The sequence below is a fragment of the Actinophytocola sp. genome, from assembly GCF_036378875.1.
Lineage (GTDB): Bacteria > Actinomycetota > Actinomycetes > Mycobacteriales > Pseudonocardiaceae > Actinophytocola.
In genome coordinates this window covers 1-23,831 of record NZ_DASUVO010000008.1, presented here as the reverse complement: position 1 = coordinate 23,831, position 23,831 = coordinate 1, and the positions used below count along the sequence as shown (strand labels likewise).

General features: G+C 68.8%; 22 protein-coding genes, 1 rRNA gene and 1 pseudogene. 14 read left to right on the top strand and 10 right to left on the bottom strand.

Features of this window, described 5'->3' with window-relative positions:
• Window positions 1-17: 17 nt before the first annotated feature.
• Window positions 18-728 (bottom strand): class I SAM-dependent methyltransferase, encoded by a 711-nt coding sequence (locus tag VF106_RS02520; protein ID WP_330837888.1) that lies wholly within the window; start codon window positions 726-728, stop codon window positions 18-20.
• A 148-nt stretch (window positions 729-876) separates the two neighbouring features.
• On the opposite strand from VF106_RS02520, the gene VF106_RS02515 reads away from it, so the two are divergent.
• The gene (locus tag VF106_RS02515) at window positions 877-1,209 is read left to right on the top strand and encodes a DUF3099 domain-containing protein (RefSeq protein ID WP_330837887.1); all 333 of its coding nucleotides are present in this window, start codon (window positions 877-879) and stop codon (window positions 1,207-1,209) included.
• Here VF106_RS02515 and VF106_RS02510 read toward each other — a convergent pair.
• Window positions 1,196-2,080, bottom strand: a complete 885-nt coding sequence (locus VF106_RS02510; RefSeq protein ID WP_330837886.1) for a carbohydrate kinase family protein — start codon at window positions 2,078-2,080, stop codon at window positions 1,196-1,198. The genes VF106_RS02515 and VF106_RS02510 overlap by 14 nt on opposite strands.
• A 45-nt stretch (window positions 2,081-2,125) precedes the next feature.
• Here VF106_RS02510 and VF106_RS02505 point away from each other — a divergent pair, with 45 nt between their 5' ends.
• From VF106_RS02505 to VF106_RS02495, 3 genes are read left to right on the top strand one after another with little or no spacing between them, the layout of a single operon-like run.
• Window positions 2,126-2,902, top strand: coding sequence for an ABC transporter permease (locus VF106_RS02505; protein WP_330837885.1), 777 nt, complete (start codon window positions 2,126-2,128; stop codon window positions 2,900-2,902).
• Window positions 2,895-3,689: an ABC transporter permease gene (locus tag VF106_RS02500; protein ID WP_330837884.1), complete on the top strand. Its 795-nt coding sequence runs from the start codon at window positions 2,895-2,897 to the stop codon at window positions 3,687-3,689. The genes VF106_RS02505 and VF106_RS02500 overlap by 8 nt, the downstream gene beginning before the upstream one ends.
• Window positions 3,686-4,645: an ABC transporter ATP-binding protein gene (locus tag VF106_RS02495; RefSeq protein ID WP_330837883.1), complete on the top strand. Its 960-nt coding sequence runs from the start codon at window positions 3,686-3,688 to the stop codon at window positions 4,643-4,645. The genes VF106_RS02500 and VF106_RS02495 overlap by 4 nt, the downstream gene beginning before the upstream one ends.
• Window positions 4,646-4,655: 10 nt before the next feature.
• On the opposite strand, the gene VF106_RS02490 is transcribed toward VF106_RS02495, so the two are convergent.
• The 4 genes from VF106_RS02490 to VF106_RS02475 all read right to left on the bottom strand — a co-directional run bounded on the left by VF106_RS02490 (window position 4,656) and on the right by VF106_RS02475 (window position 7,616).
• The gene (locus VF106_RS02490) at window positions 4,656-5,207 is read right to left on the bottom strand and encodes a DUF4865 family protein (protein WP_330837882.1); all 552 of its coding nucleotides are present in this window, start codon (window positions 5,205-5,207) and stop codon (window positions 4,656-4,658) included.
• Window positions 5,204-5,764 (bottom strand): TetR/AcrR family transcriptional regulator, encoded by a 561-nt coding sequence (locus tag VF106_RS02485; protein ID WP_330837881.1) that lies wholly within the window; start codon window positions 5,762-5,764, stop codon window positions 5,204-5,206. The genes VF106_RS02490 and VF106_RS02485 overlap by 4 nt, the downstream gene beginning before the upstream one ends.
• 60 nt (window positions 5,765-5,824) lie before the next feature.
• Window positions 5,825-6,736: a pseudouridine-5'-phosphate glycosidase gene (locus VF106_RS02480; RefSeq protein ID WP_330837941.1), complete on the bottom strand. Its 912-nt coding sequence runs from the start codon at window positions 6,734-6,736 to the stop codon at window positions 5,825-5,827.
• Window positions 6,737-6,815: 79 nt separating this feature from the next.
• Window positions 6,816-7,616, bottom strand: coding sequence for a sporulation protein (locus VF106_RS02475; RefSeq protein WP_330837880.1), 801 nt, complete (start codon window positions 7,614-7,616; stop codon window positions 6,816-6,818).
• Between the two features lie 132 nt (window positions 7,617-7,748).
• Here VF106_RS02475 and VF106_RS02470 point away from each other — a divergent pair, with 132 nt between their 5' ends.
• Complete coding sequence (locus VF106_RS02470) at window positions 7,749-7,985, top strand: DUF3039 domain-containing protein (protein WP_330837879.1); 237 nt, start codon at window positions 7,749-7,751, stop codon at window positions 7,983-7,985.
• 1 nt (window position 7,986) lies between these two features.
• On the opposite strand, the gene VF106_RS02465 is transcribed toward VF106_RS02470, so the two are convergent.
• Window positions 7,987-9,024, bottom strand: coding sequence for a YihY/virulence factor BrkB family protein (locus VF106_RS02465; RefSeq protein ID WP_330837878.1), 1,038 nt, complete (start codon window positions 9,022-9,024; stop codon window positions 7,987-7,989).
• Window positions 9,025-9,243: 219 nt separating this feature from the next.
• Between VF106_RS02465 and VF106_RS02460 the strand changes: the two genes are divergently transcribed.
• The 6 genes and pseudogenes from VF106_RS02460 to fdxA form a co-directional block, all read left to right on the top strand.
• Window positions 9,244-10,971 (top strand): DEAD/DEAH box helicase, encoded by a 1,728-nt coding sequence (locus VF106_RS02460; RefSeq protein ID WP_330837877.1) that lies wholly within the window; start codon window positions 9,244-9,246, stop codon window positions 10,969-10,971.
• A gap of 401 nt (window positions 10,972-11,372) precedes the next feature.
• Window positions 11,373-12,497, top strand: a complete 1,125-nt coding sequence (locus tag VF106_RS02455; RefSeq protein WP_330837876.1) for a sugar ABC transporter substrate-binding protein — start codon at window positions 11,373-11,375, stop codon at window positions 12,495-12,497.
• A gap of 72 nt (window positions 12,498-12,569) precedes the next feature.
• On the top strand, window positions 12,570-13,343 hold the full coding sequence (locus VF106_RS02450; protein ID WP_330837875.1) for an ATP-binding cassette domain-containing protein: 774 nt from the start codon (window positions 12,570-12,572) through the stop codon (window positions 13,341-13,343).
• A gap of 21 nt (window positions 13,344-13,364) precedes the next feature.
• Window positions 13,365-14,789: a sugar ABC transporter permease gene (locus tag VF106_RS02445; protein WP_330837874.1), complete on the top strand. Its 1,425-nt coding sequence runs from the start codon at window positions 13,365-13,367 to the stop codon at window positions 14,787-14,789.
• Between the two features lie 74 nt (window positions 14,790-14,863).
• Window positions 14,864-16,000, top strand: a complete 1,137-nt coding sequence (locus VF106_RS02440) for an ROK family protein (RefSeq protein ID WP_330837940.1) — start codon at window positions 14,864-14,866, stop codon at window positions 15,998-16,000.
• A gap of 31 nt (window positions 16,001-16,031) precedes the next feature.
• A pseudogene (fdxA, locus tag VF106_RS02435) lies at window positions 16,032-16,367 on the top strand (ferredoxin); the annotation flags it as partial.
• A gap of 691 nt (window positions 16,368-17,058) precedes the next feature.
• On the opposite strand, the gene VF106_RS02430 reads toward fdxA, so the two are convergent.
• Genes VF106_RS02430 through VF106_RS02420 form a run of 3 tightly spaced genes read right to left on the bottom strand, consistent with a single transcriptional unit; the run spans window position 17,059 to window position 20,272 of the window.
• Window positions 17,059-18,555 carry an MFS transporter gene (locus VF106_RS02430; protein WP_414638833.1) on the bottom strand — a complete coding sequence of 499 codons (1,497 nt, stop codon included), beginning with the start codon at window positions 18,553-18,555 and terminating at the stop codon, window positions 17,059-17,061.
• A gap of 8 nt (window positions 18,556-18,563) precedes the next feature.
• The gene (locus VF106_RS02425; RefSeq protein WP_330837872.1) at window positions 18,564-19,265 is read right to left on the bottom strand and encodes an LppX_LprAFG lipoprotein; all 702 of its coding nucleotides are present in this window, start codon (window positions 19,263-19,265) and stop codon (window positions 18,564-18,566) included.
• Window positions 19,266-19,315: 50 nt separating this feature from the next.
• Window positions 19,316-20,272 carry a GlxA family transcriptional regulator gene (locus VF106_RS02420; RefSeq protein WP_330837871.1) on the bottom strand — a complete coding sequence of 319 codons (957 nt, stop codon included), beginning with the start codon at window positions 20,270-20,272 and terminating at the stop codon, window positions 19,316-19,318.
• Window positions 20,273-20,343: 71 nt separating this feature from the next.
• On the opposite strand from VF106_RS02420, the gene VF106_RS02415 reads away from it, so the two are divergent.
• The 3 genes from VF106_RS02415 to VF106_RS02405 form a co-directional block, all read left to right on the top strand.
• Window positions 20,344-21,636: an MFS transporter gene (locus tag VF106_RS02415; RefSeq protein WP_330837870.1), complete on the top strand. Its 1,293-nt coding sequence runs from the start codon at window positions 20,344-20,346 to the stop codon at window positions 21,634-21,636.
• 24 nt (window positions 21,637-21,660) lie between these two features.
• The gene (glnA, locus tag VF106_RS02410; protein WP_330837869.1) at window positions 21,661-23,004 is read left to right on the top strand and encodes a type I glutamate--ammonia ligase; all 1,344 of its coding nucleotides are present in this window, start codon (window positions 21,661-21,663) and stop codon (window positions 23,002-23,004) included.
• A 455-nt stretch (window positions 23,005-23,459) separates the two neighbouring features.
• A 16S ribosomal RNA gene (locus tag VF106_RS02405) occupies window positions 23,460-23,831 on the top strand; the annotation flags it as partial.

Here is a 23,831-nt window from a genome sequence, read left to right as displayed (position 1 = left end):
ATGGTGCCAAAGCAGGCTCAGCGCCTCGCGATGAGGTGGTAGAAGCGCGCGGTCAGCAGGTGCGGCATGTGGCCCGACAGCGCGAGCTCCAGCCGCTCCAGGTCGGCAAGGAACGCCGGGTCCTCGGCCTCCTCCTCGGACACCAGGTCGCTCACGCAGCGCACGCCGTAGCGCACGACCTCGTCAACGCCCAGCCCGACCAGCGCCGCCACGATCTCACCGACCGCGCACGGCACGCGCCACTCGGACGCCACCGCGTCCAGTTCCGCCAGCGCGAGCTCGGGCGAGCGGTCCCGCACGGCCGCGCGGAGCGGGTCGAAGTCCTCGTTGGGGCCGAGCACGGACAGGAGTCCGCCCGGCCGCAGCGGCGTCATGATCGCTTGCAGGACCAGCGCCCGCTCCTCGGCGGACCCGGCGTAGTGCAGCAGGTTGTGGCACAGCACGAGGTCGAACTCGTGCCCGCCGAACACCTCGGGCGCGTCGAGGGCGCCTGCCTGGACCACGTGCAGCTGCTCAGTGACCCCGTAGGCGTCGGCCACCTCGATCGCCGTGCTGAGCATCGCGCCGGCCGGGTCGAGCACGGTCACCTCGTGCCCCCGCATCGCGAGCCGCACGGCCGCCATGCCGTTGCCGCCGGCGACGTCGAGGACGCGCGACGGTTCGTCGCCCCAGTGCCTGGCCAGGTTGGCCTCGGTGAGCGTGAGCCGTAGCTGTTCCAGAGGGCTCAAACGCTGGAGGTGATCGAGGTCGAACCCATGGTCACTGCTTCGTTGGGCGGCGAACCCGCTGAGCGTCTTGAGACCTTCTTACCGGCTTTCCCAGGGCCGACGACTTACTTGTACCCGGATGGCCCAACACCGGTGGGAAAGTGGGACGATGGTGACCGGAGGTGGTGTCGTGAAGTCCGAGCGGGACGACACCCCGGTTCTCATCACAGAGGCCGCACCGTCGTATGACGAGGAATACGCCGCGCGCAAGCGCAAGTACCTGACCATGATGCTGCTGCGGCTGCCCTGCCTGGTGCTCGCCGGCATCTTCCACCAGACATGGTGGCTCGCGCTCGGTTTCGTGTTGCTGTCGATCCCGCTGCCGTGGATCGCGGTGCTGATCGCCAACGACCGGCCGCCGCTCAAGGCGGAGCAGGTCAACCGCTACGAACGCACGCCGAGGGCGATCGAGGGCGACGACCACCCGGTCATCGACGGTTGACCGGCGCGGGCTGCGCGCCGACCTGACCGACCGCCGCCGCGCCGAGCCGCACGCCGGCCAGCAGGCAGTCCTCCGGTGACTTGTCGCCAAGGAGCGCGGCAAGAAGCCCCGCGTCGAAGGCGTCACCGGCACCCGTCGAGTCAACGCATTCGCCTGGCGCGGACGGCACCGACACGACCCCGTTCCGGTCCACCCAGCTTGCCCCTGCCCGCCCGGTGGTGACCGCGACAGCGCCGACGGCGTCCAGTAGCGCCGCCGCGCTCGCCGGGTCGCGTGAGCCCGTCAGCACGGCCAGCTCGTCCAGGTTCGGCAGCAGGACATCCACCCCGCGCAGCTCCTCGACGAAGCCCGCCGGATCGGTGATCAACGCCGCCGCCTGTGGGTCCACCGACGTGGTCAGGCCCGCCGCACGAGCGGCCGCCAGCATCGCGTGTCCCGCGTCCCTCGACGAGGCGTCGAGCAGCACGTAGCCGGAAAGGTGCAGGTGGCTGGCTTGCCGCAGCAGCGCGGGGTCGAGATCGGTCGCGCTCATCTTCGCGCCGGCACCGCGGTCCGGCAGCATGCTGCGCTGCCCGTTGCCGTCCACCAGGACCACCACGCAGGTGGTGGGGGCGGTCGGGTCTATTTGGAATGCGCACCGCACGCCGGCCGTGGTTAGCTCCTCGAATGCGCGCCGCCCTGCCACGTCGTCGCCCACTCGCCCGACCAGGACCGTCTCGACGCCGCAGGAGGCCAGCCACGCCGCGGTGTTCGCGCCTGCCCCACCGGTCGTGAGGGCGATCTTCGCGCGGACGTCACCGCCGTGCACGACCGACCCGGAATGAGTGGCGACCACGTCCAGCGCGACGTCTCCCACGACAATGATGCTCACGAACAGCGGAGGCTAATCGGCTGGTCCGCGACCAGCGCCGTCCGGGTGCTCACGGCGCTGGCCGGCGCCGAGTTCCGCCGCTACGCGACCTACCGGCAGGCCACGGTCGCCGGCGCGTTCACCAACACCGTGTTCGGCTTCATGCGGTGCTACATCCTGCTGTCGGTCGCGGACGTGACGGGGCAGGTCGCCGGCTACGCCCCGGGCCAGCTCGTCACGTTCGTCTGGGTCGGGCAGGGCCTGCTCGCGGTGGTCAACTACTGGGGCCAGCAGGAGCTGCCGGAACGGGTCCGCTCCGGGCAGGTGGTGTCCGACCTGCTGCGACCGGTCGACCTGATGGCCGGGTTCCTCGCCGCGGACGTCGGCAGGGCCGGGCACGCGATGCTGACCAGGTTCGTGGTGCCGGTCGTGGTCGGGCTGCTGTTCTTCGACTTCTACCTGCCGTCACACCCGTGGACCTATGCCCTGTTCGCGATGTCGGTCGTGCTCGCGGTCCTGGTGTGCTCCCTGTGCCGGTACCTCGTGGCGCTGACCGCGTTCTGGCTGCTCGACATCCGCGGGGCGCTGATGGTGTGGGTCGTCGCGTCCGGCGTCGGCAGCGGGCTGTACTTCCCCCTGCCGCTCCTGCCGGACTGGCTCGTGACCCTGCTGTGGGTGGCCACGCCGTTCCCGGCGCTGATGCAGGCGCCGCTGGACGTGCTCGTCGAGCGTGGTGGGTTGGTGCTGGTCGCCGGGCAGGTGGCCTGGCTGCTGGTCACGGCCGGGATCGCCCGTGTGGTGCAGCGGCGGGCCTTGCGGCGGCTGGTGGTGCAGGGTGGCTGACGCCTACGTTCGGCTGCTGGTCGCGCAGGTGCGTAGCCAGACCCAGTACCGGCTGTCCTTCGGGCTCGACCTGTTCTTCTCGACCGTGCTGACCTCGCTCGACCTCGTCGCGCTGTGGGTGCTGTTCGCGGTGAACGACAGTCTCGGCGGGTTCGGCGGGGCCGAGGTGCTGCTGATGGCCGGCATCGCCGCCGCGTCTTTCCCGCTCGCCGACCTCGCCGTCGGCAACGTGGAGAAGCTGCGGGTCTACGTACGGTCCGGGCTGTTCGACGCCCTGTTGCTGCGCCCGCTGTCGACGCTGGGACAGCTCGTCGCGATGGACTTCGCGCCGCGGCGGATCGGCCGGGTCCTCCAGGGCACGGCCATCTACGTGGTCGCGTTGACCGTCGCGCCCGTCCAGTGGTCCGTGCCGGTCGTGGTGCTGGTGGTGCTCGCGCCGCTCGCGGGGGCGGTGTTCTTCGGCGCGATCTTCGTGGCCGGCGCCACCGTCGCGTTCTGGTGGATCGACTCGGGCGAGATCTCCAATGCCTTCACCTACGGCGGCAAGGACGTCGCCGCCTACCCGATGACCGTGTTCGGCGGCCTGTTCCGGCGCCTGTTCGCCTACGGGCTGGGGTTCGCGTTCGTCTCCTACCTGCCCGCACTCGCGATGCTGGGCCGGTCGGATCCACTGGGGACACCCGACTGGCTGCGCTGGTGCTCGCCGCTGGTCTCGTTGTTCGTCGCCGCGCTCGCCGCGCTGTTCTGGCGCACGGGCGTTCGCCACTACCGGAGCACAGGGTCATGATCATCCAGACTTCCATGCTGCGCAAGGACTTCACCGTGCGACGCAAGGCCGGCCGGTTCCGCAGGACATCGACCGTCGTGTCCGCTGTGGATGGCGTGTCGCTTGCCGTCGCCGAGGGGGAGATGCTCGGCTACATCGGACCGAACGGCGCGGGGAAGTCGACCACGCTGAAGATGCTGACCGGCGTGCTCACCCCGTCCGGCGGCACGCTGTCGGTGTGCGGGCTGACACCGGTACCGCAGCGGACGTCGCTGGCGCGGCACATCGGTGTCGTCTTCGGGCAGCGGTCACAGCTGTGGTGGGACCTGCCCTTGATCGAGTCGTTCACCTTGCTGCGTCACGTCTATCGCGTGCCGCCAGCCGACCACGCCGCCCGGTTGCGGTACTGCCGCTCGCTACTCGACCTTGACTCCTTTGTGGACACACCGGTGCGGCAGCTGTCGCTGGGGCAGCGGATGCGCGGTGAGCTGACGGCCGCCCTGCTGCACGGGCCAAGGGTGCTGTTCCTCGACGAGCCGACGATCGGGCTGGACGTGCTGAGCAAGCAGGCCGTGCGTGGCTTCCTGGCGCAGGTTCAGGCACGCGGCGACACGACGGTCGTGCTGACCACGCACGACCTCGCCGACATCGAGAAGCTGTGCCGCCGGCTGGTGGTGATCGACCACGGCCGCGTCGTGCACGACGGCACCCTCGACGAGCTGCACGCGACGTACCGCTCGAAGCGGCGGGTCGTCGCGGACCTGGACTCACCGTGGCCCGACGGGCTGACGCTGCCCGGCGCGGCCGTCGAAAGCGTTGAGGCGGACGGCTTCCGCGTCACGCTGACACTCGAGGGCGCGACAGCGGGCGAGGTGGTGGCGCGCCTGGCGCAGGCCGTACCACTACGAGACCTGTCAGTGCAGGAACCGGAGATCGAGGACGTGATAGCCCGCCTGTACGCGGGCACCCGCCAGTAATGTCGCAGTCCTACCAGTCCTGGCCGTTGGGTAGTCGGTCGAGTTCGGGGGTGGAGAGGTGGTGGACCTTGTAGTGGGTGCCATCCTCCTCCGGGGCGTCGCGCCACAGTACGAAACGGACCAGCTCCCAGTGGTGTGGGTCGAGTGCCAGTGCCGCTGTGTGGACGTTTTTGTTGTGTCGCAACGTGTTCAGGTCCTTGATGGCGGCCTCGACGTCGTCCGGGGGCGTCAGCTGTCGGGACGCGGTGGTCGGAGTGGTGTCGCGGGCTTTCCCGGCCACGGCGGCGAGACCGGTCCACTGCCGTACGACCGGGCGGCCGAAGTCGCGGACGATGTTCTGGAAACCGCCGCCGCCGACGAGGAACTGCGCCATCGCGCCCGTGTCGTGCCACAGGTAGAACGGCGCGTACTGGTTGACCGGGTCGTGCTCGCGGACGAGATATGCCTTGAGTGCCAAGCCTTTCCGGTCGTCGAGCAGGTGTCCGAGGTTGGCGACGCGGTCGCGGATGATGCCCATGTCGTAGTCGGCGGGCAGGGTGATCTCGTACTGCGAGGCGATCATTCGGTGCTCCCGAGTAGTGCGAGCACGCCGTCGACGGCGTCGGTGAACGGGGTGGGGTCGCCGGCCGCGCGTGCCAGGACGTAGCCGCCCTGGAGGACGGCGACGACCGTGGCGGCGGTCTTGGCCGGGTCGATGTCGGACGGGAGGTCGGCCTCGGCGAGTACCTCGGTGAGGCGCGTCCGCAGCCAGGTGAAGGTCTCGGTGACCGGCGCCCGCAGCGTCTCGTCGGCCATCACGTCGGGGTCCAGCGTCAGCCTGCCGATGGGGCAGCCACGCAGTACGTCGCGCTCCCGTCGCAGGTAGGCCGTGATCCGGTCGAGCGGCGTGCCCGGGCCACTGAGCTGGGCCTCGGCCGCCGCCCGCAACTGCGTCGCCGTACGGTCGATGGCCGCCTTCGCCAAGCCCGGTTTGCCCGTGAAGTGGTGGTACATGCTGCCCTGGCCCGCACCGGCCCGCTCCTGGATCGCCTTGGGGCTGGTGCCGACGTAGCCGCGTTCCCACAGCAGTTCGCGGGTGCTCTCGATCAGTCGCTCAACGGTGTCCGCCATGCTGTACATACTAGTAGGTACAATGGTGGACTCGCGGGTCCGTTTTGTTGGACACGCGGGTTGGGGGCGTTAGCGCTGGGTGAGTGCTACCGCTACCTCGGCCGCTAGTGCCACGTTGGACAGGACCAGGGCCTCGTTGGCGTCCAGGGACACGCCGTCGCTGGCGGTGTGGAAGTGTTCCAGCAGCACGGGGGTGACATCGCTGCCTCGGACCTCGTCGCTCGCCACCTTCGCCATGCCCTCGGCGAGGAGACGGTCGTGCAGCTCACGGTCCATCTCGTGTTCCGGCGGGATCGGGTTCGTCAGCAACACGCCCGAGCCAGGCCCGCGCGACCGGTGCGCGGTGATCACCGCGGCCGCCTCGGCCGGGCTGTTCACCCGCCACGGCACGGTGAACGGCGACTCCCTGCGGTAGAACGCCGGGAACGAGTCCGTCCGGTAGCCGAGCACCGCCACCGACCTCGTCTCCAACACCTCCAGCGTCGCGCCGATGTCGAGCACCGACTTCACCCCGGAACACACGACCGTGACCGGGGTGCCGGCGAGCACGTCCAGGTCAGCTGACACGTCCCACGACACCGACTCCCCGGGCGCTGGCAGGTGCACGCCACCGAGACCGCCCGTGCCGAACACCGCGATGCCTGCCGCGTGCGCGATCACCGACGTGCTCGCGATCGTCGTGGCGCCGTCGTGCGACAGCGCGATCGCCGGACCGAGGTCCCGGGCCGACAGCTTCGCGAGGCCGGCGTCCGCCGCGCACACCCGGTCCAGTTCGGCGTCGGTCAGGCCCACCCGGATCTGCCCGTCCAGTACAGCGATCGTGGCCGGCACGGCACCAACCGCGCGCACCGCGTCCTCCACCGCCGTCGCCACCGTGCGGTTGCGGCCCGGCGGCAGGCCGTGCGCGAGGATCGTGCTCTCCAGCGCCACGACCGGACCGCGTTCGGCCAGCGCCGCGGCGACCTCCTCGGTGATGCGCATGGCGCCCACCGTACGCAGCGGCTTGAGCCGAGCCGTCCTCGTGACCCCGCCGTCTGTGACAGCGGTCACCGGGGTGTGGTCAGTCGAAGATGGCGCGCGGCTTCGCGACCTCGCGCAACCAGCCCTCGATCTGCTGCTCCCAGTTGGTGCGGCCCAGCGCGGCGTACTCGACCACGAACGAGCCGAGTCGCGACTGGGCCCGGGAGCCGAGGCCGCCGCCCTTGAGGACGCGGACCTTCTTCTGCACGTCGAGTACCACCTGCACGTCCTTAGGCCGCGCCAGGAACGACACGGCCACCTCGTTGAACGGGCCGGTGAAGGCGGGCGAGGGGCCGAAGTTGATCTCCTGGAAGAACGGCAGCTGCTGGTCGACGCCGTCGATGCGGTTCTTCACCAGGTTCGCGCTGCGGAACTGGAAGCCGAGCCGCGACATCGCGTCCAGGATGCGGTGCTGGGCGGGCACCGGCTCGATCGGGATGGCGTCCACGTCCTGCGGGTCGACGACCGTGCGGGACAGGTTCAGGTTGGTCTGCAGCCCGACCGCCATGCCGGTCAGGTACTTGCCGAACACCGTGGTCACCGGCGTCTCCCACGGCATCTGCACCTCGAACGGCACCTTGATCTGCGCGCCGGCACGCACCAGCTCCCGGCCCGCCAGCTGCACGTTCTGGAACGGTAGGTCGGCGGTCTCGCCGTTGTCCCCCTGCTCGACCCTGGCCAGCAGAGTCACCGCGAGCGACTCCACCTCCTGGTCGACCTGGCCGCCGATGAGGATCACCTCGCCGTGCAGCGTGCCGCCGGGGCGGACGTGCCGGTCGAGGAGGCGGGCGTCGACCGTGGCGCCGCCCTGGCCGAAGCTGGCCATCACCTTCTGGAACATGTGCGCATACTGCCAGCAGGTGAGCGGCCGTGGCGTCCAATTCGCGGAGCTTGCGGAGCGAATCATGTGCGCCGCGCGGAGCTTGCGGAGCGAATCATGTGCGCCGCGCGGAGCTTGAGGCATCATGGCACCGTGAGTACGCAGACGTTGCCAGAAGTCGATACCCGCGACAGCACGGGTGACGACACACCGAAGATGTTCCACTACGTCCGCAAGGACAAGATCGCCGAGAGCGCGGTCACCGGCTCGATGGTCGTCGCCCTGTGCGGTGAGGTCTTCCCGGTCACCCGGTCACCGAAGCCCGGCTCGCCGGTGTGCCCGGAATGCCAGAAGATCTTCAACAACCTGCCGCCGGGCGGCGACGACTGAACTACGGCTCGGACCGTTCGCGGGCGGGTGCCTCCACCTGCCCGTTCGGGCTCGTGGCTGGCGTCGTCAGCTGCTCCTCCGCGGCCCTGGACATCTCGAGTCGCCGCCAGCGCCGGCGCTGACGCCTGGTCATCCTGGCCGGCCACATCTCCTGGATGGCCGCGTTGAAGTACGCGCCGATGACGACCGCCAGGCCGATGAAGAACGCGAACAGCAGGAACGCGATCGGGGTGGCCAGCGCGCCGTAGGTGTAGCCGGTCGTGGTGATCCACGAGATGTACAGCCGCAGCCCGATGCTGGACAGCAGGAACACGATCATCGCGACCAGCGCGCCTGGCACGCCGCGATGCCACGGCAGCTTGCGGGGCAGTGCCAGCTTGTACAACGTGGTGAGCGCCAGCACGATGATCACTCCGAGCGCCGGGTAGTAGAACGCGTTCACCCAGAACTCGATCTCGTTGCGCCAAGCCACCGGGAACAGCTTGGGTAGCACGTCCGGCCCGAGCGCCAGGATCGGCAGGCCGATGACGAGCAGCACGAGCGAGGCCATGTAGAGCAGCAGCGCGAAGATCCGCTGCCACACCTCGTTGCGCACGCCGTACTGGTCGTGTGCCACGGTGATCGCGTCGACGAACGACGACATCGCCGACGAGCCGGCCCACAGTGAGATCAGGAAACCGACGGTCAGGATCTCGCCGCGGCCGTGACGCAGGATGTCCTCCACGGTGGGCGCGATGATGTCCTTGACCACGTTGCCGCTGAACGCGGTGTTCGACCACTCGATGATCGAGCTGTGCACCGAGTTGATCACGTCGGGGCCTAGCCACTGCGCGACGTAGCCGAGGCTGCCCAGGAGGCCGAGCAGCAGCGGCGGCATCGACAGGACCTGCCAGAACGCGGCCTCCGCGGCCTCGGAGAACAGGTTGCCCTCCCAGGCCTTCGCCCACGTCCGCTTGAACAGGCGCAGGGGGCCACGGCGCGGCAGGGTGCTCGTCTCCTGCTGCGCGTCGCTGGTCGGGTGCTGCGGCTGTGGACTCATCTCTAGGCCAAGCATTGTCCATCGCGCGTGTCTTGGCGCGATGATCGTGGTGTTTCGTGATCGTGTTGTGGGGCTCTGCTGTGACCACGCCCTCAGGTCTGGTGTCGCTTCGCACCCTCGGTGGGTGGCGAAGGTAGAGTCTGACCCGCCCTCAACGTCGCCCCGCTGAGGGCTTCGTTGCGCCAGGGGAAGTGCGTCCAGGGAGGAGCTGCCGGACGAATGACGTCGGTGCAGGGGAAAGAACAGGCGGTACAGCCGGGGGGCTCGAGACCACTTCGAGCGTGGCAGCGACGAGCGATCACCAAGTACATCACCACCAAGCCGCAGGACTTCCTCGCGGTCGCGACGCCCGGCGCCGGGAAGACGGTGTTCGGGCTGCGGGTGGCCAGCGAGCTGCTCGCCGATCGCGTGGTCGACCGCGTCACCATCGTGACGCCGACCGAGCATCTGAAGTACCAGTGGGCCGGCGCGGCGGCTGCCGCCGGCATCGCCATCGACCCGAACTTCCGCAACGGGGCAGGCGCGACCTCGAGCGACTTCCAGGGCGTCGCGGTCACGTACGCGCAGGTCGCCGCGCATCCGATGCTGCACAGGGTCCGCACGGAGAACTACAAGACGCTGGTCATCCTCGACGAGATCCACCACGGCGGCGACGCCAAGTCGTGGGGTGACGGCATCCGGGAGGCGTTCACGCCCGCCGTGCGGCGGCTCGCGCTCACCGGGACCCCGTTCCGCAGCGACGACTCGCCGATCCCGTTCGTGATCTACGAGCCGGACGCCGGCGGCTTCATGCGCAGCAAGGCCGACCACACCTACGGCTACTCCGACGCGCTCGCCGACGGCGTGGTCCGACCGGTGATCTTCCTGGCCTACTCGGGTGAGGCCTCGTGGCGCACGAGCGCCGGCGAGGAGTTCACCGCCCGGCTCGGCGAGCCGATGACGAACGAGCAGACCGCCCGTGCCTGGCGCACGGCGCTGGATCCCGAGGGCGAGTGGATCCCGGCCGTGTTGCGGGCCGCTGACCTGCGGCTCGCGCAGCTGCGGCAGAGCATGCCGGACGCCGGCGCCCTGGTGATCGCGTCCGACCACCTCGCGGCGAAGGCGTACGCGAAGATCCTCACCCGCATCACCGGCCGCGAGCCGGTGGTCGTGCTGTCCGACGACCCGAAGGCGTCGAGCCGCATCGCCGAGTTCTCCGCCTCCGACGACCGCTGGCTGGTGGCGGTGCGAATGGTGTCCGAGGGCGTCGACGTGCCGCGCCTGGCCGTCGGCGTGTACGCGACCAGCGCGTCGACCCCGCTGTTCTTCGCGCAGGCCATCGGCCGGTTCGTGCGTGCGCGGCGGCCCGGGGAGACCGCGAGCGTGTTCCTGCCGAGCGTGCCCGTGCTGTTGGAGCTGGCGAGCCAGCTTGAGGCACAGCGCGACCACGTGCTCGGCAAACCGCACCGCGAGAAGGAAGGCTGGGAGGACGACCTTCTCGCCGACGCCAACCGGCAGAAGGACGAGCCGGGCGAGGAGGAGAAGGCGTTCACCGCGCTGTCCGCCTCGGCCGAACTGGACCAGGTGATCTACGACGGTTCGTCGTTCGGCACCGCCGCGTTCGCCGGTTCCGAGGAGGAGCAGGAGTACCTGGGGTTGCCCGGCCTGCTGGAGCCCGACCAGGTGCGCGACCTGCTGCGGGCACGGCAGTCGAAACAGCTGGCCGCGCGGTCGAAGCAGGAGGCCGCCGAGCCCGCACCGCAGCAGGCGCGAGGACAGTCGGTCGCCGAGCGGCTCCACGGCCTGCGCAAGGAACTGAACACCCTGGTGGCGATGTACCACCACCGCACCGGCAAACCACACGGCATGATCCACAGCGAACTGCGCCGCGTGTGCGAGGGCCCGCCGACGGCCATGGCCTCGGTCGAGCAACTGGAAGAACGGATCGCCACGCTGCGGAGCTGGTGAGCCTTCGTTCCGGTGGCCGGATGTCCTGAAGGGCACCCTCGGGACATCGGCCACCCCTGCGGGCCGCAACTTTCGGTAACCGCTTTCCTCGTGGTCAGGGTGCTTGCGTCGAGGCGATCGAAGACGGCTTCTTGCCTGGTTAGGCGGTTGCCCGGGCTGAACCGATCCGGTGAACTGCTGTCCACACGCGACTTGGTCTCGCGTACGAACGTGGGCGCGGCTACGCTTCGTATCCAGTGCGGCTGATGACTTACGAATGGCCGCTTCGTTGCCAAACTGTGTCGTCGGGGAGTCCGTGCGTGGGTTCCCTCACGGCCTTCACGGGCATATGTTGTGCACCGCAACATTTCGGCTTGGGGCTGTCGGACGCCACCGAGACCGACCGTGAAAGGGACCGTTGAATGCGCAGTACAAGGCTTGCTCTCATCGCTGCGGGCATGGGTCTGACTCTGGCCCTGTCGGCATGTGGTGCCAACGAAGACGCCTCGACCGGAGGCAGTGATCAGGGGACCGACAGCTCGTCCGGCGGGATCAAGGTCGGCGTCATCCTCCCCGAGACCGCGTCCTCAGCCCGGTGGGAGGGCTACGACAAGCCCATGCTCGAGACGGCGCTGAAGGCCGAAGGGCTCGACCCGCACATCGAGAACGCCCAGGGTGACGTGCAGAAGTTCAGCAGCCTGGCCGACGGCATGATCAACGAGGGCGTCAAGGTCCTGATCATCGCCTCGCCCAACTCCGAGGTTGGCGGCACCGTTGCGCAGAAGGCCCAGGCCCAGGGCATCCCGACCATCGACTACGACCGCCTGAACCTGGGCGGCAGCTCCGAGTACTACGTCTCGTTCGACAACGTGAAGGTCGGCGAGCTGCAGGGCCAGGGCATGGCGGACGCGCTGAAGGACGCCCCGGACGGCGCCCAGATCATCGAGATCGAGGGCGCGCCGACCGACAACAACGCGACGCTGTTCGCCCGTGGTCAGGCGAACATCCTGAAGCCGCTGTACGACTCGGGCAAGCTCGACCTGGTCCAGTCCCAGCCGATCGACAACTGGGACAACCAGAAGGGCGGCACGACCTTCGAGCAGATCCTCACCGCCAACGGCACCAAGGTCGACGGTGTGGTCGCCGCCAACGACGGCCTGGCCGGCGCGGTGATCACCGTGCTGAAGAAGTACCAGCTGAACGGCAAGGTGCCGGTGACCGGTCAGGACGCCACCGCGGACGGCCTCAAGGCCATCCTCGCCGGCGACCAGTACATGACCGTCTTCAAGCCGATCAAGGAAGAGGCGGAGGCCACCGCGAAGCTCGCCGCCGCTCTGGCCAAGGGTGACAAGGCCGGCGCCGACAAGATCGCCGGCCAGACCGAGGCGGACCCGGTCGGCAAGCGTGATGTCAAGTCCGTGCTCCTCGAGCCGTACCTGATCACCAAGGCCGAGGTGAAGCGGCCCATCGACGAGGGCTACGTCAAGGCCTCCGAGGTGTGCACCGGCGACCTGCAGGCCGCCTGCACTGAGCTCGGCATCTCCTGATCCCAGTCAGTCCGCACGGGCCGGCCGAACCCAGCAAATGGGGTGCGGCCGGCCCGAGCAGGAGGAAATCCCATGAGTGAACCCCTTCTCGAGCTGATCGGGATCAACAAGAGCTTCGGCCCGGTGCACGTGCTGCACGACGTGGACTTCACGGTGCGGGCCGGTGAGGTCACCGCGCTCGTCGGTGACAACGGCGCCGGCAAGTCCACGCTGGTCAAGTGCGTGTCCGGGATCTACCCGATGGACTCCGGCGAGGTCCGCTTCCGCGGCCAGCCCGTCACGATCCACAATCCCCACGAAGCCGCCGAACTCGGCATCGAGGTCGTGTACCAGGACCTCGCGCTCGCGGACAATCTCGACGTCGTACAGAACATGTTCCTCGGCAGGGAGCGTGGCTCCAGTTGGCTCATGGATGAGGCGTCCATGGAGAAGGCGGCCCGCGAGACGCTCGCGTCGCTGTCCGTGCGCACGGTCAAGTCGGTGCGCACGCCTGTCTCCGCGCTGTCCGGTGGTCAGCGGCAGACCGTGGCGATCGCCAAGGCCGTGCTGTGGGACTCGAAGGTCGTGCTGCTCGACGAGCCGACCGCGGCACTCGGTGTCGCGCAGACCCGGCAGGTCCTCGACCTGGTCCGGCGCCTCGCGGAGCAGGGCCTGGGTGTCGTGCTGATCAGCCACAACATGGCCGACGTGTTCGAGGTGGCCGACCGGATCGCCACGCTATACCTCGGTCGGCTGGTGGCCGATCTGCCGGTGAAGGAGACCACGCACAGCCAGGTGGTCGAGCTCATCACCGCCGGCCGCTCCGGCGACCTCGGTCTCGCCCGCCCCGAGGCCGTCACCATCTAGCTCTTCAGAGGACCCCTTCCCATGACCGAAACACCGGCCAAGTCCGCCCCGTCGACCGGGGCGATCTCGGACTTCGGCATCGACACGACGTCCCAGTCCACCGGCGAGGCCATCCGCGACTACTTCGCGCGACTGCGCGGCGGTGAGCTCGGCTCGCTGCCCGCGATCCTCGGCCTCGTCGTGCTGATGCTCGTGTTCACCAGCCTGTCCGAAAACTTCCTGACGCTGAACAACCAGGCGAACCTGATCGCGCAGGGCGCCGGCAAGATGATCATCGCGATGGGCCTGGTCTACGTCCTGCTGCTGGGCGAGATCGACCTGTCCGCTGGCACCCTCTCCGGCGTCTGTGCGTCCGTGATGGCGCTGCACTACGTCAGAAACGGCAACCTGCTCGGCGGCATGGGCACCACCGTGTTCTGGGTGTTCGAGATCGGCATGGCCGTCGCCGCGATCCTCGCCATCGTGATGCGGATCTGGGCGGGTGCGGTGCTGAGCCTCGTCGCCTTCGGCATCGCGTTGCTCGGCGTGCCGCCGAACGCCTGGCTCGAGATGCTGCTCGCGGTGTGCGTCGGCGCGGCGATCGGCTGCATCTCCGGCTTCATGGTGTCCAAGATCGGTATGCCCTCGTTCGTGGTGACACTCGCACTGTTCATCACGTGGCAGGGCGTGATCCTGCAGTTCATCGGCGAGGGTGGCACGCTCGGCATCCGCAACTCGCAGGTGCTGTTCAACGCGGCCAACGGCAACCTGTCCGTGCTCGGCAGCTGGGCGCTGTGCGTGCTCGCCGCGGGCGGCTACGCGGCGATGGTGCTCGGCGAGCACTTCTCCCGGCTGCGCAAGGGACTCGTCACACAGCCGACGCCGATCGCACTCGGCAAGGTCGTGGTCGTCGCCGCCATCGCGATCGCCGCGACCGCCATGTTCACGATCAACCGCTCGCCCAACCCTGACCTCGTGACCATCCAGGGCGTGCCGTACGTGGTGCCGATCATCCTCGGCCTGCTGGTGATCGGTACGTTCGTGCTCAACCGCACCCGCTACGGACGGCACATCTACGCCGTCGGTGGCAACGCGGAGGCCGCGCGGCGTGCTGGTATCAATGTGAGCAAGATCCGCGCGAGCGTTTTCGTGGTCGCCTCCGCGACCGCGGCCATCGGTGCGATCGTGTACTCGTCCAAGGCGGGATCCGTCGACCCGCAGGCCGGTGGGCTGAACACCCTGCTGTTCGCCGTCGGCGCGGCGGTCATCGGCGGCACGTCGCTGTTCGGTGGACGGGGCAAGGTCGTCCACGCCGTGATCGGTGGTCTGGTGCTCGCGGTCGTGGAGAACGGCCTCGGGCTGCTCGACCAGCCGGCCGCGGTGGTCAACATCATCACCGGCCTGGTGCTGCTGCTCGCCGCCACGGTCGACGCGCTGTCCCGCAGGAGGGCAGCAGTCGCTAGCTAGTAGTAGGAACAGGGGCGAGGGGTTTGACCAGCACGCAGGCGGGCGGGCCCAGCCTGGGCACCCGGCCCGACGAGGTGCGCCGGCACAACCGCACGGTCCTGCTGAGGAGGCTGCACGTCGGCGGCCCGACCACGAGGGCGTCGCTCGCGGCTGAGCTTGGGCTCAACCGCAGCACGATCAAGGCCCTCGTGGACGGGCTCGCCGAGACAGGTGTCGTCGAGGAGAAGGTGCCCCGCCAGCGAAGCGGTGCGGGGCGCCCCTCACTTCTCGTCCTCCCGCAGCCGCACGCCGCGGTGGTGCTGGCGGTGGACGTGCGGGTCGACCAGGTGTCGATCGCGCTGGTCGGACTCGGCGGCGCGATCCTCGGCCGCAACAGCTGGAACCTGCGGGTGCGGACCCGCGAACCGGAAGAAGTGATCACGCACGTGGTCGACTCGGCCATCGTGCTGGCCGCCGACATCGGCGTGCGGATGGTGGCCGGCGGCGTGTCCGTGCCGGGTGTGGTCCGCCGCTCGGACGGCCACGTGCACGAGGCGCCGAACCTGCACTGGACCGGCGTGCCACTCGGGGAACGTCTCACCACGGTGTTCGACATGCCGGTCCTCGTCGGCAACGACGCCGAGCTCGGGGCACTCGCCGAACACCTGCGGGGCGCGGCACGTGGCAGCTCGGACACCGTGTACGTGTCGGCGGACGTCGGAGTCGGCGGCGGCGTCATCGCCGACGGGTCCGCGTTGCGTGGCACCGCCGGGTATGTCGGCGAGTTGGGGCACATGGTGGTCCGGCCCGGTGGGCGGTCGTGTTACTGCGGCAGCACCGGCTGCTGGGAGACCGAGGTGGGGGAGCGGGCGCTGTGCCGGGCGCTGGGTTTGCGGGAAGGCGCGCCGCGCGGGGCGGTGGTGGCGGAACTGCGTGCGCTGGCCACGTCGCCGGCGGAGGTGCGGGAGAAACTGGGCGAGTTCGCGGAGTGGTTGACGGTGGGGCTGGTCAACGTCGTGAACGTCCTGGGCCCGGAGCTGGTGGTGTTGGGAGACCTGTTCACCGCGTTGCCGTCGTCGCTGATCGCCGACGTCGCGGCGGAGGTCCGGCAGCGCAGCCTGGTCAGCCGCGCGGTGGGCGGCATCCGAATCGCGGTGTCGACTCTTGGCGCGGACGTGTCACTCCTCGGCGCCGCCGAGCTGGCCTTCGAGCCGGTGCTGGACGCGGTCTGAGACTCTGGTCCCGGTCGGCTAGGTTCCTGACATGGCGTATGTGATCGGGCTTCCTTGCGTAGACGTGAAAGACCGCGCGTGCGTGGACGAATGTCCCACGGACAGCATCTACGAAGGTGCCCGAAGCCTCTACATCCATCCGGACGAGTGCATCGAGTGCGGCGGCTGCGAGGTGGTGTGCCCGGTCGACGCGATCTACTACGAGGAAGAACTCCCGTCCGCCCTGCAGGAGCACGCCGCGGACAATGGCCGGTTCTTCACCGAGATTCTCCCCGGGCGCGACGCACCACTGGGTTCTCCGTGCGGCGCGCAAAGAGTCGGCCCGCTGGACGCGGACACGATGATGATCGCGGCCCTGCCACCGCAGAGTCCGCCCGATCAACCGCTACCGCGCAAGAGGTCCCGGGAGGGCGGCAGCTGCTGTGCGGGCGATTCCCAGGCGAACAGCGACGCCCAGCGGCCCGGCGACCACTGACCCACGTCGAACCAACCGTGCGTTGGTGTTGCTGTCCCGCAAAAGCTCGTTCCCGCAGGGTTCTGTTTCTCCAGGCAGGCGGCCTTGGTTGGGCCTTCCGGTGGCGGCTGATGTCTCGAGGGTGCGTTTGAGGACGCCGAACGTCCCGATGGTGCCTTTCAGGGCATCCGGGAACCGGCCTTGCGCGAGGGCGGTGAAGGGAGCCTTCCTCGCGCTGGGCGTGATGAAGGGCCGCCTTCTTCGCACGGCCACCGGCTCGAACCGCCGGCGAAGCCGGGCTTAGCCCGTCCTTTGACCGTGCCTGAGGTCTGAACGAGTGTCACGACGAGCGCGAATTACCTGGCAGAGCTGAGTCTCCCAGCGGAAACGCTCGCGGCACCCCCGGTAGAAGTAGCCCGGGCTGCCCCCGCCCTATCCCGGGGGCACCCCGCCACGCCAGTCTACTGGTGGGGGGTGACAGAAGCGGTGATCTCGATCTTGGTTGTGGACAACCGTGTCGGTTGTGGACAGGTCGTCGCGACGCCGCTGGAACTGTCGGTGCCTTGCCGTAGCGTGAAAACCGGGGGCCGGAGGCCAAACCGCCCTACTCGGCGGCTGCTCGTCGACCGCCGATGAACAGTGCGAGTGCCGCCCCCACCACGCACACGACCGCCGTGATCGCGAATGTCTCGCTGTACTGCGTCAGCAGCGCGTTGTCGACCGCGGCTCGGTACGCCGCCATCTCCTGGTCGAACTGCGCCTCGGTCTTCCCGAACGGGAGCGGCGTGTCCAGTGTCGCGGTCAGCGAGTGGAACCGGTGCAATCCGAGCGCCGCGAGTGCGGCCACTCCGACCAGCATCCCGGTCATCCGCGCCACGACCACGCCGGCCGCCGCGACCCCGTGCTGCACCGCCGGCACGACCCGCAGCGCGGCGGACGACAGCGGCGCGATCACCAGGCCCAGGCCCAGCCCGGTGATCACCAGGTCGGCGTCGAGCCGTGGCAGTGACATGAAACCCAGCGAATGCGGTGCGGACAGCACGTCGAGCGGCCACATCGAGACCAACCAGAACCCGACCGCCGCGACCAGCAGCCCCAGGCATGCCGGCAACCGGTCACCGAACCGCCCCGCGAGCCATCCGCCGACGAGCGCGCCCACCGGTAGCGCCACCAGGAACCGCACCAGCAGCAACACGCTGCCGTTGTCGTCGCGGCCCAGCAGCGTCTGCCCGAACAGGTCGACGTTCACCAGCGTCACCATCAACGCGGCGCCAGCCGCGAGCGACGCCCCGAGCGCAGCGAGGAACGGTCCGAGCCGCACCCCGTTCATGTCGATCAACCGGGTCCGCGCCCGCAGTTCCCAACCCAGGAACACGACGAACACCACCGCGGCCGCCACCAGCAGCGGCAGCCCCCACGACGGCAGTACCTGGTCGCGCGGCGAGGGGTTGTACAGCCCGACCACCAGCAACCCGAGCACCACGGCGAGCAACGACGCACCCACGACGTCCACCCGAACGCGGTCACCCGTCCGGTCACGTCGTGGCACGGTGAACTGGACGGCCACCATGGCGATCACCGCGAGGGGCACGTTCACCCAGAACACGCCGCGCCATCCGGCGACGGCCGCCAGCGCGATCCCGTACACCGGCCCGAGCACGCTGCCCAACTCCTGTGCCGCGCCGACCGCGCCCAGCACGGCCGACCGACGCCGGGCCGCCCACAGGTCCGCCGCCAGCGCCATCGTCACCGGCAACAGCGCGCCACTGGCCACACCCTGGATCACCCGACCGATGACGAGCACCTCGGTGGACCCGGCCATCGCCGTCACCACCGAGCCGACCAGGAAACCCACCAGGCACAGCTGGAGCAACAGCTTGCGCCCGAACCGGTCCGACGCCTGCGCGAGCAGCGGCATGGCCGCCACGTACCCCAGCAAATAACCGGTCACGATCGGGGTCACCCGTTCGAGCCGGTTCAGCGGGATCTGCATGTCGTCGATGATCTGCCGCAGCACGCTGACCACGACGTACGTGTCGAGCGCGCCGAGCAGCACGGCGAGCCCGCCCGCGCCGATCGCGACCGCGCGACCACGCGTCACGGCGGTGCTCATTTGGGAGCCGAAATGGAGACCTGCTTGTCGATGTCCGACAGCGTGACGTCCACGGACGGGTCGCCGTCGCCGGGCATTTTCACCGAGGCCTTCACCGGCTGGTGTCCGTCGTCCTGACGCAGCCAGAACGTGATGTCGACGTCGGAGGAGACGCCGGGCACCAGGTTCGTGACCACGTCCTTCGCCGCCCGACCGGTCACCCGATAGGTCGACACCCCATCGATGTCCTCGGTGCCCTCGGTCTTCGGGTTCCGCACGTTGGCCAGCACGTTCGCGACGCCGCGCTTCGGGTCGAGGATCGCGGCCGGGTCGTACAGGTTCCGCACCATCGCCGCGGACAGCCTCTGCCACCCTCCGGTCGGGCCCTTGATGTACGCGGCCTTGTCGACCAGCACGAACTCGCCTTCGAAGAGGCTGCCCAGCAGCTCCATCGAGACCGTGCCCTTGGCCGCGCCGCTACCGCCGCCCTCGCGGGTCAGGTCACCCTCTGCCTTCTTCACCGGCAGGTCCGGGATCTCGCCGTTCACGGCGAGGGTGAAATGCGCGCTCTTGATGTCCGCCGTCGACGCCGCGGCGTCCTTGAGCAGTCCGGCCGCGTCGGGCAGGGAGCCGCCGTTCGCGGGGGAGTCCTCGGACGAACAGGCCGTGGCGACCGTCGCGGTGAGCGCGAGCGCGACGAGCAGGATCCGGCGCATCATGCGCGGAATCCTAGGGCTGGACAGCTGAGAGGTGTTCAGCTGTGCCGAACTCAGTGTCGAAACGTCTTCCGGTAGGCCAGCGGCGAGACACCGAGCACGGCACGCATGTGTTGCCGCAGCGAGGCGCCCGTGCCGAGCCCGGCCCGCTCCGCCACCACGTCGACCGCCAGGTCGGTGGTCTCCAGCAGGTGCCTGGCGTGCTCGATCCGCTGCTTGGTGAGCCAGTTGCCCGGCGACATGCCGGTCTCCGCACGGAACCGCCGCGAGAACGTCCGCACGCTCATTCGCGCGTGCTCGGCGAGCGCGGCCAGGTCGAGCGTGGTGTGCAGCCGGCGCAACGCCCACGCCCTGGTCGGGGCGGTGCCCTCGGTGCCGGACTCCGGTACGTGCCGGTCGATGTACTGCGACTGCCCGCCCTCCCGCCACGGTGGCACCACGCAGTACCGCGCCGCCCGGTTCGCCACCTCCGTGCCGTGGTCGCGGCGTACGACGTGCAGGCAGAGGTCCACGCCGGCGCCCAGCCCGGCGGAGGTGAGCACGTCGCCGTCGTCCACGAACAGCACGTTCTCGTTGAGTAACACGTTCGGGAACAACTCGCGGAACTTGTCCGCGTACGCCCAGTGCGTGGTCGCGGGCCGGGAGTCCAGGACGCCGGCCGCGCCGAGCACGAACGCGCCGGTGCAGATCGACATGATCCGCGCGTGCGGCGAGACCCTGGCCAGGGCTTTCGCGATGTCGTCCGGCAGTGCTCCCTGCCTGCGCGGTGCTTCGACCCGAGTGCCGGGGACGATCACCGTGTCGGCCTCGGCCAGTATCGAAGCGTCATAGTCCGGCACCATCGTGTACCCGGAAACCACACGAACAGGTGAGCGGTCGAGGCCGCAGATGCGCACGTCGTACAGCCGGTTGCCGTCGTTGTCGGTCGCCACCGCGAAGATCTGTGGCGGGATCGACATGTCGTAGCCGACGACCGGGTCCAGTGCGAGCACGACCACGCGATGTGCCATGGCCAGATTCTTGCAGATATTGGCGATCTGGCCACTCGTTTGACGAGATCAAATCACGCAGGCTCATCGCCGTGACACAGGTAGAGCAGTGGCCGGTCGACACCCGGCGGATCCACTGGGCATGGCTGGTGGCCGGCGCCGCGTTCGTGACCCTGATCGGCGCCGCCGGCTTCCGCGCGGTGCCCAGCGTCCTCATCGACCCGCTCCACGAGGAGTTCGGCTGGTCGCACGCGACGATCTCGTCCGCCGTGTCCGTCAACCTCGTCCTGTTCGGCGTGATCTCGCCGTTCGCCGCCGCGCTGATGGACCGGCTCGGCATGCGCCGCGTCGTCGCCGGCGCCCTGGTTCTCGTCGCCGCGGGCAGCGGGCTCACGGTGTTCATGACCGCGAGTTGGCAGCTCCTGCTCTGCTGGGGCGTGCTGGTCGGCGTCGGCACCGGCTCGATGTCGATGGCGTTCGTCGCCACGGTCACCGGCCGCTGGTTCGTCCGGCACCGAGGCCTGGTCAGCGGCATCCTCACCGCGGCAGGCGCGACCGGGCAGCTCGTCTTCCTACCCCTGGTCGCCGCGCTCGCCACCGACCACGGCTGGCGCACACCCGCCGCGGTCGTCGCGATCGCGGCGCTGGCCGTCGTCCCACTCGTGCTGGCACTGCTCCGCGACTACCCGAGCGACGTTGGCACGACCGCCTACGGGGCGACACCCGACTCAGCGACAGCCGACGGCCCGGTCACGGGGAGCAGCGCCACGCGGGCCGTCCGCGCTCTCACCTCGGCCGCCCGCACCAGGACGTTCTGGCTGCTCGCCGGTGGCTTCGCGATCTGCGGCATGTCCACGAACGGCCTGGTCGGCACGCACTTCGTCACCGCGGCCCACGACCACGGCATGCCGCACACGACCGCGGCGTCCCTGCTCGCGGTGATCGGCATCTTCGACGTGGCCGGAACCATCTTCTCCGGCTGGCTCACCGATCGGGTGGATCCGCGACTACTCCTCGGCGCGTACTACACGCTGCGTGGCGTCTCGCTGATGATCCTGCCGTCGCTGTTCGCGCCGGACACCGAGCCGTCCATGTGGGTGTTCATCATCTTCTACGGCCTCGACTGGATCGCCACGGTCCCGCCGACCGTGGCGCTGTGCCGGAACCGGTTCGGCGTGTCCGGCCCGGTCGTGTTCGGCTGGGTTTTCGCCTCCCACCAGGTCGGCGCGGCCATCGCGGCGGTCGGCGCCGGCGCGATCCGCGACACACAGGGCAGCTACGACCTGGCCTGGTTCATGGCCGGTGGCCTGTGCGTTGTCGCCGCGGCGCTGTCGCTCGCGGTACGCCCGATTCGGGAACCTCAGCACCCTGAAACACGCAGTTAACACGATCTACCTAGGCTGCCCCGCATGGACCGTCAGCAAGAGTTCGTGCTACGCACCCTCGAGGAGCGCGACATCCGCTTCGTCCGCCTCTGGTTCACCGACGTCCTCGGCTTCCTGAAGTCGGTCGCGGTGGCCCCGGCGGAGCTCGAGGGCGCCTTCGCCGAGGGCATCGGCTTCGACGGTTCGGCCATCGAAGGCTTCGCGCGGGTGTACGAGTCCGACATGGTCGCCCGCCCCGACCCCGCGACCTTCCAGGTCCTGCCCTGGGAGGACCGCGAGGGACACCACTACGCGGCGCGCATGTTCTGCGACATCGAGCTCCCGGACGGGTCACCCTCCTGGGCGGACCCCCGACACGTGCTGCGACGCACCCTCGCCAAGGCGAGTGAGGCCGGCTTCACCTGCTACGTGCACCCCGAAATCGAGTTCTTCCTGTTCAGCGAGGTGCCAGCGGACGGCCGCGAGCCCGTTCCCGCGGACAACGGCGGCTACTTCGACCAGGCGAGCCACGAGACCGCGACACACTTCCGGCGACACGCGATCGAGACCCTCGAGGCGATGGGCATCTCGGTCGAGTTCTCCCACCACGAGGGCGCGCCGGGCCAGCAGGAGATCGACCTGCGGTACGCGGACGCGCTCACGATGGCCGACAACGTGATGACTTTCCGTTACGTGGTCAAGGAAGTCGCGATCACGCAGGGCGTGCGGGCCTCGTTCATGCCGAAGCCCTTCACCGACCAACCGGGGTCGGGCATGCACACGCACGTGAGCCTGTTCGAGGGTGACCAGAACGCGTTCTACGACAGCGAGGACCCGTACGAGCTCTCGAAGACGGGCAAGGCGTTCGTCGCCGGTCTGCTCAAGCACGCACGGGAGATCTCCGCCGTCACCAACCAGTGGGTCAACTCGTACAAACGCCTGATCGTGGGCGGTGAAGCACCCACAACGGTGTGCTGGGGTCACGCGAACCGGTCGGCTCTGGTACGGGTGCCGATGTACTCCGTCGGCAAGGCGTCGTCCCGCCGGGTGGAGATCCGCAGCCTGGACTCGGCGTGCAACCCCTACCTGGCCTACGCGGTCATCCTCGCGGCCGGGTTGAAGGGCGTCGAGGAGGGCTACGAGCTGCCGCCGGCGGCCGAGGACGACGTGTGGTCGCTGACCGACGCCGAGCGCAGGGCCGCCGGCTACGCGAACCTTCCGCAGAACCTGGGCGAGGCGCTCGCGGCCATGGAGAGCTCCGAGTTGGTTGCCGAGACACTCGGCGAACACGTCTTTGATTTTTTTCTTCGGAACAAGCGCAACGAGTGGGACGCTTACCGCCGATCGGTTACCCCCTATGAGCTGCGCACTTTGCTCCCGCTGCTCTGACCGCAAGCCTCTGACCAGCCGATTTGACTTGCGCACGCGCCGCCGGATAACTTTCTTCTCGTCGCACGGCGCGGCGGACCGGACAGGAACTAGCAAGCCCTGACCCCCCTCCGACGCGAAACCCGGCCTCTGATACACTTCAGTGGCTGGATGCAGCTGGGCCAAGCGAGTTGACATCGCGGATCGGACCAGATAGCATACAGCGGCACTGCGGAAGCGGTAAGCCTCCCAAGCGGGACCGGTTTGGGTCCCCCAAGTAGGGATTGGCGCTTCTGCTAACCTAGCGGTAAACCAACTGGCGTCCTCCAGACCATGTTGCAGACGCGGCATGAGACGGTCGAACGTGTGTTGTTTGAGAACTCAACAGTGTGCCGATAAATGCTAGTGAGCTTGTGCCTGGCCTGTTTGTTTCGGTTGGGTATTTTTGCTGGGGTTTATTTTCTCTAACACATTCATTGTTGGAGAGTTTGATCCTGGCTCAGGACGAACGCTGGCGGCGTGCTTAACACATGCAAGTCGAACGATGAAGCTCTTCGGGGTGGATTAGTGGCGAACGGGTGAGTAACACGTGGGTAACCTGCCCTTGTCTTTGGGATAAGCCCTGGAAACGGGGTCTAATACCGGATATGACCATTGTAGGCATCTATAGTGGTGGAAAGTTCTGGCGGACAGGGATGGGCCCGCGGCCTATCAGCTTGTTGGTGGGGTGATGGCCTACCAAGGCGACGACGGGTAGCCGGCCTGAGAGGGCGACCGGCCACACTGGGACTGAGACACGGCCCAGACTCCTACGGGAGGCAGCAGTGGGGAATATTGCGCAATGGGCG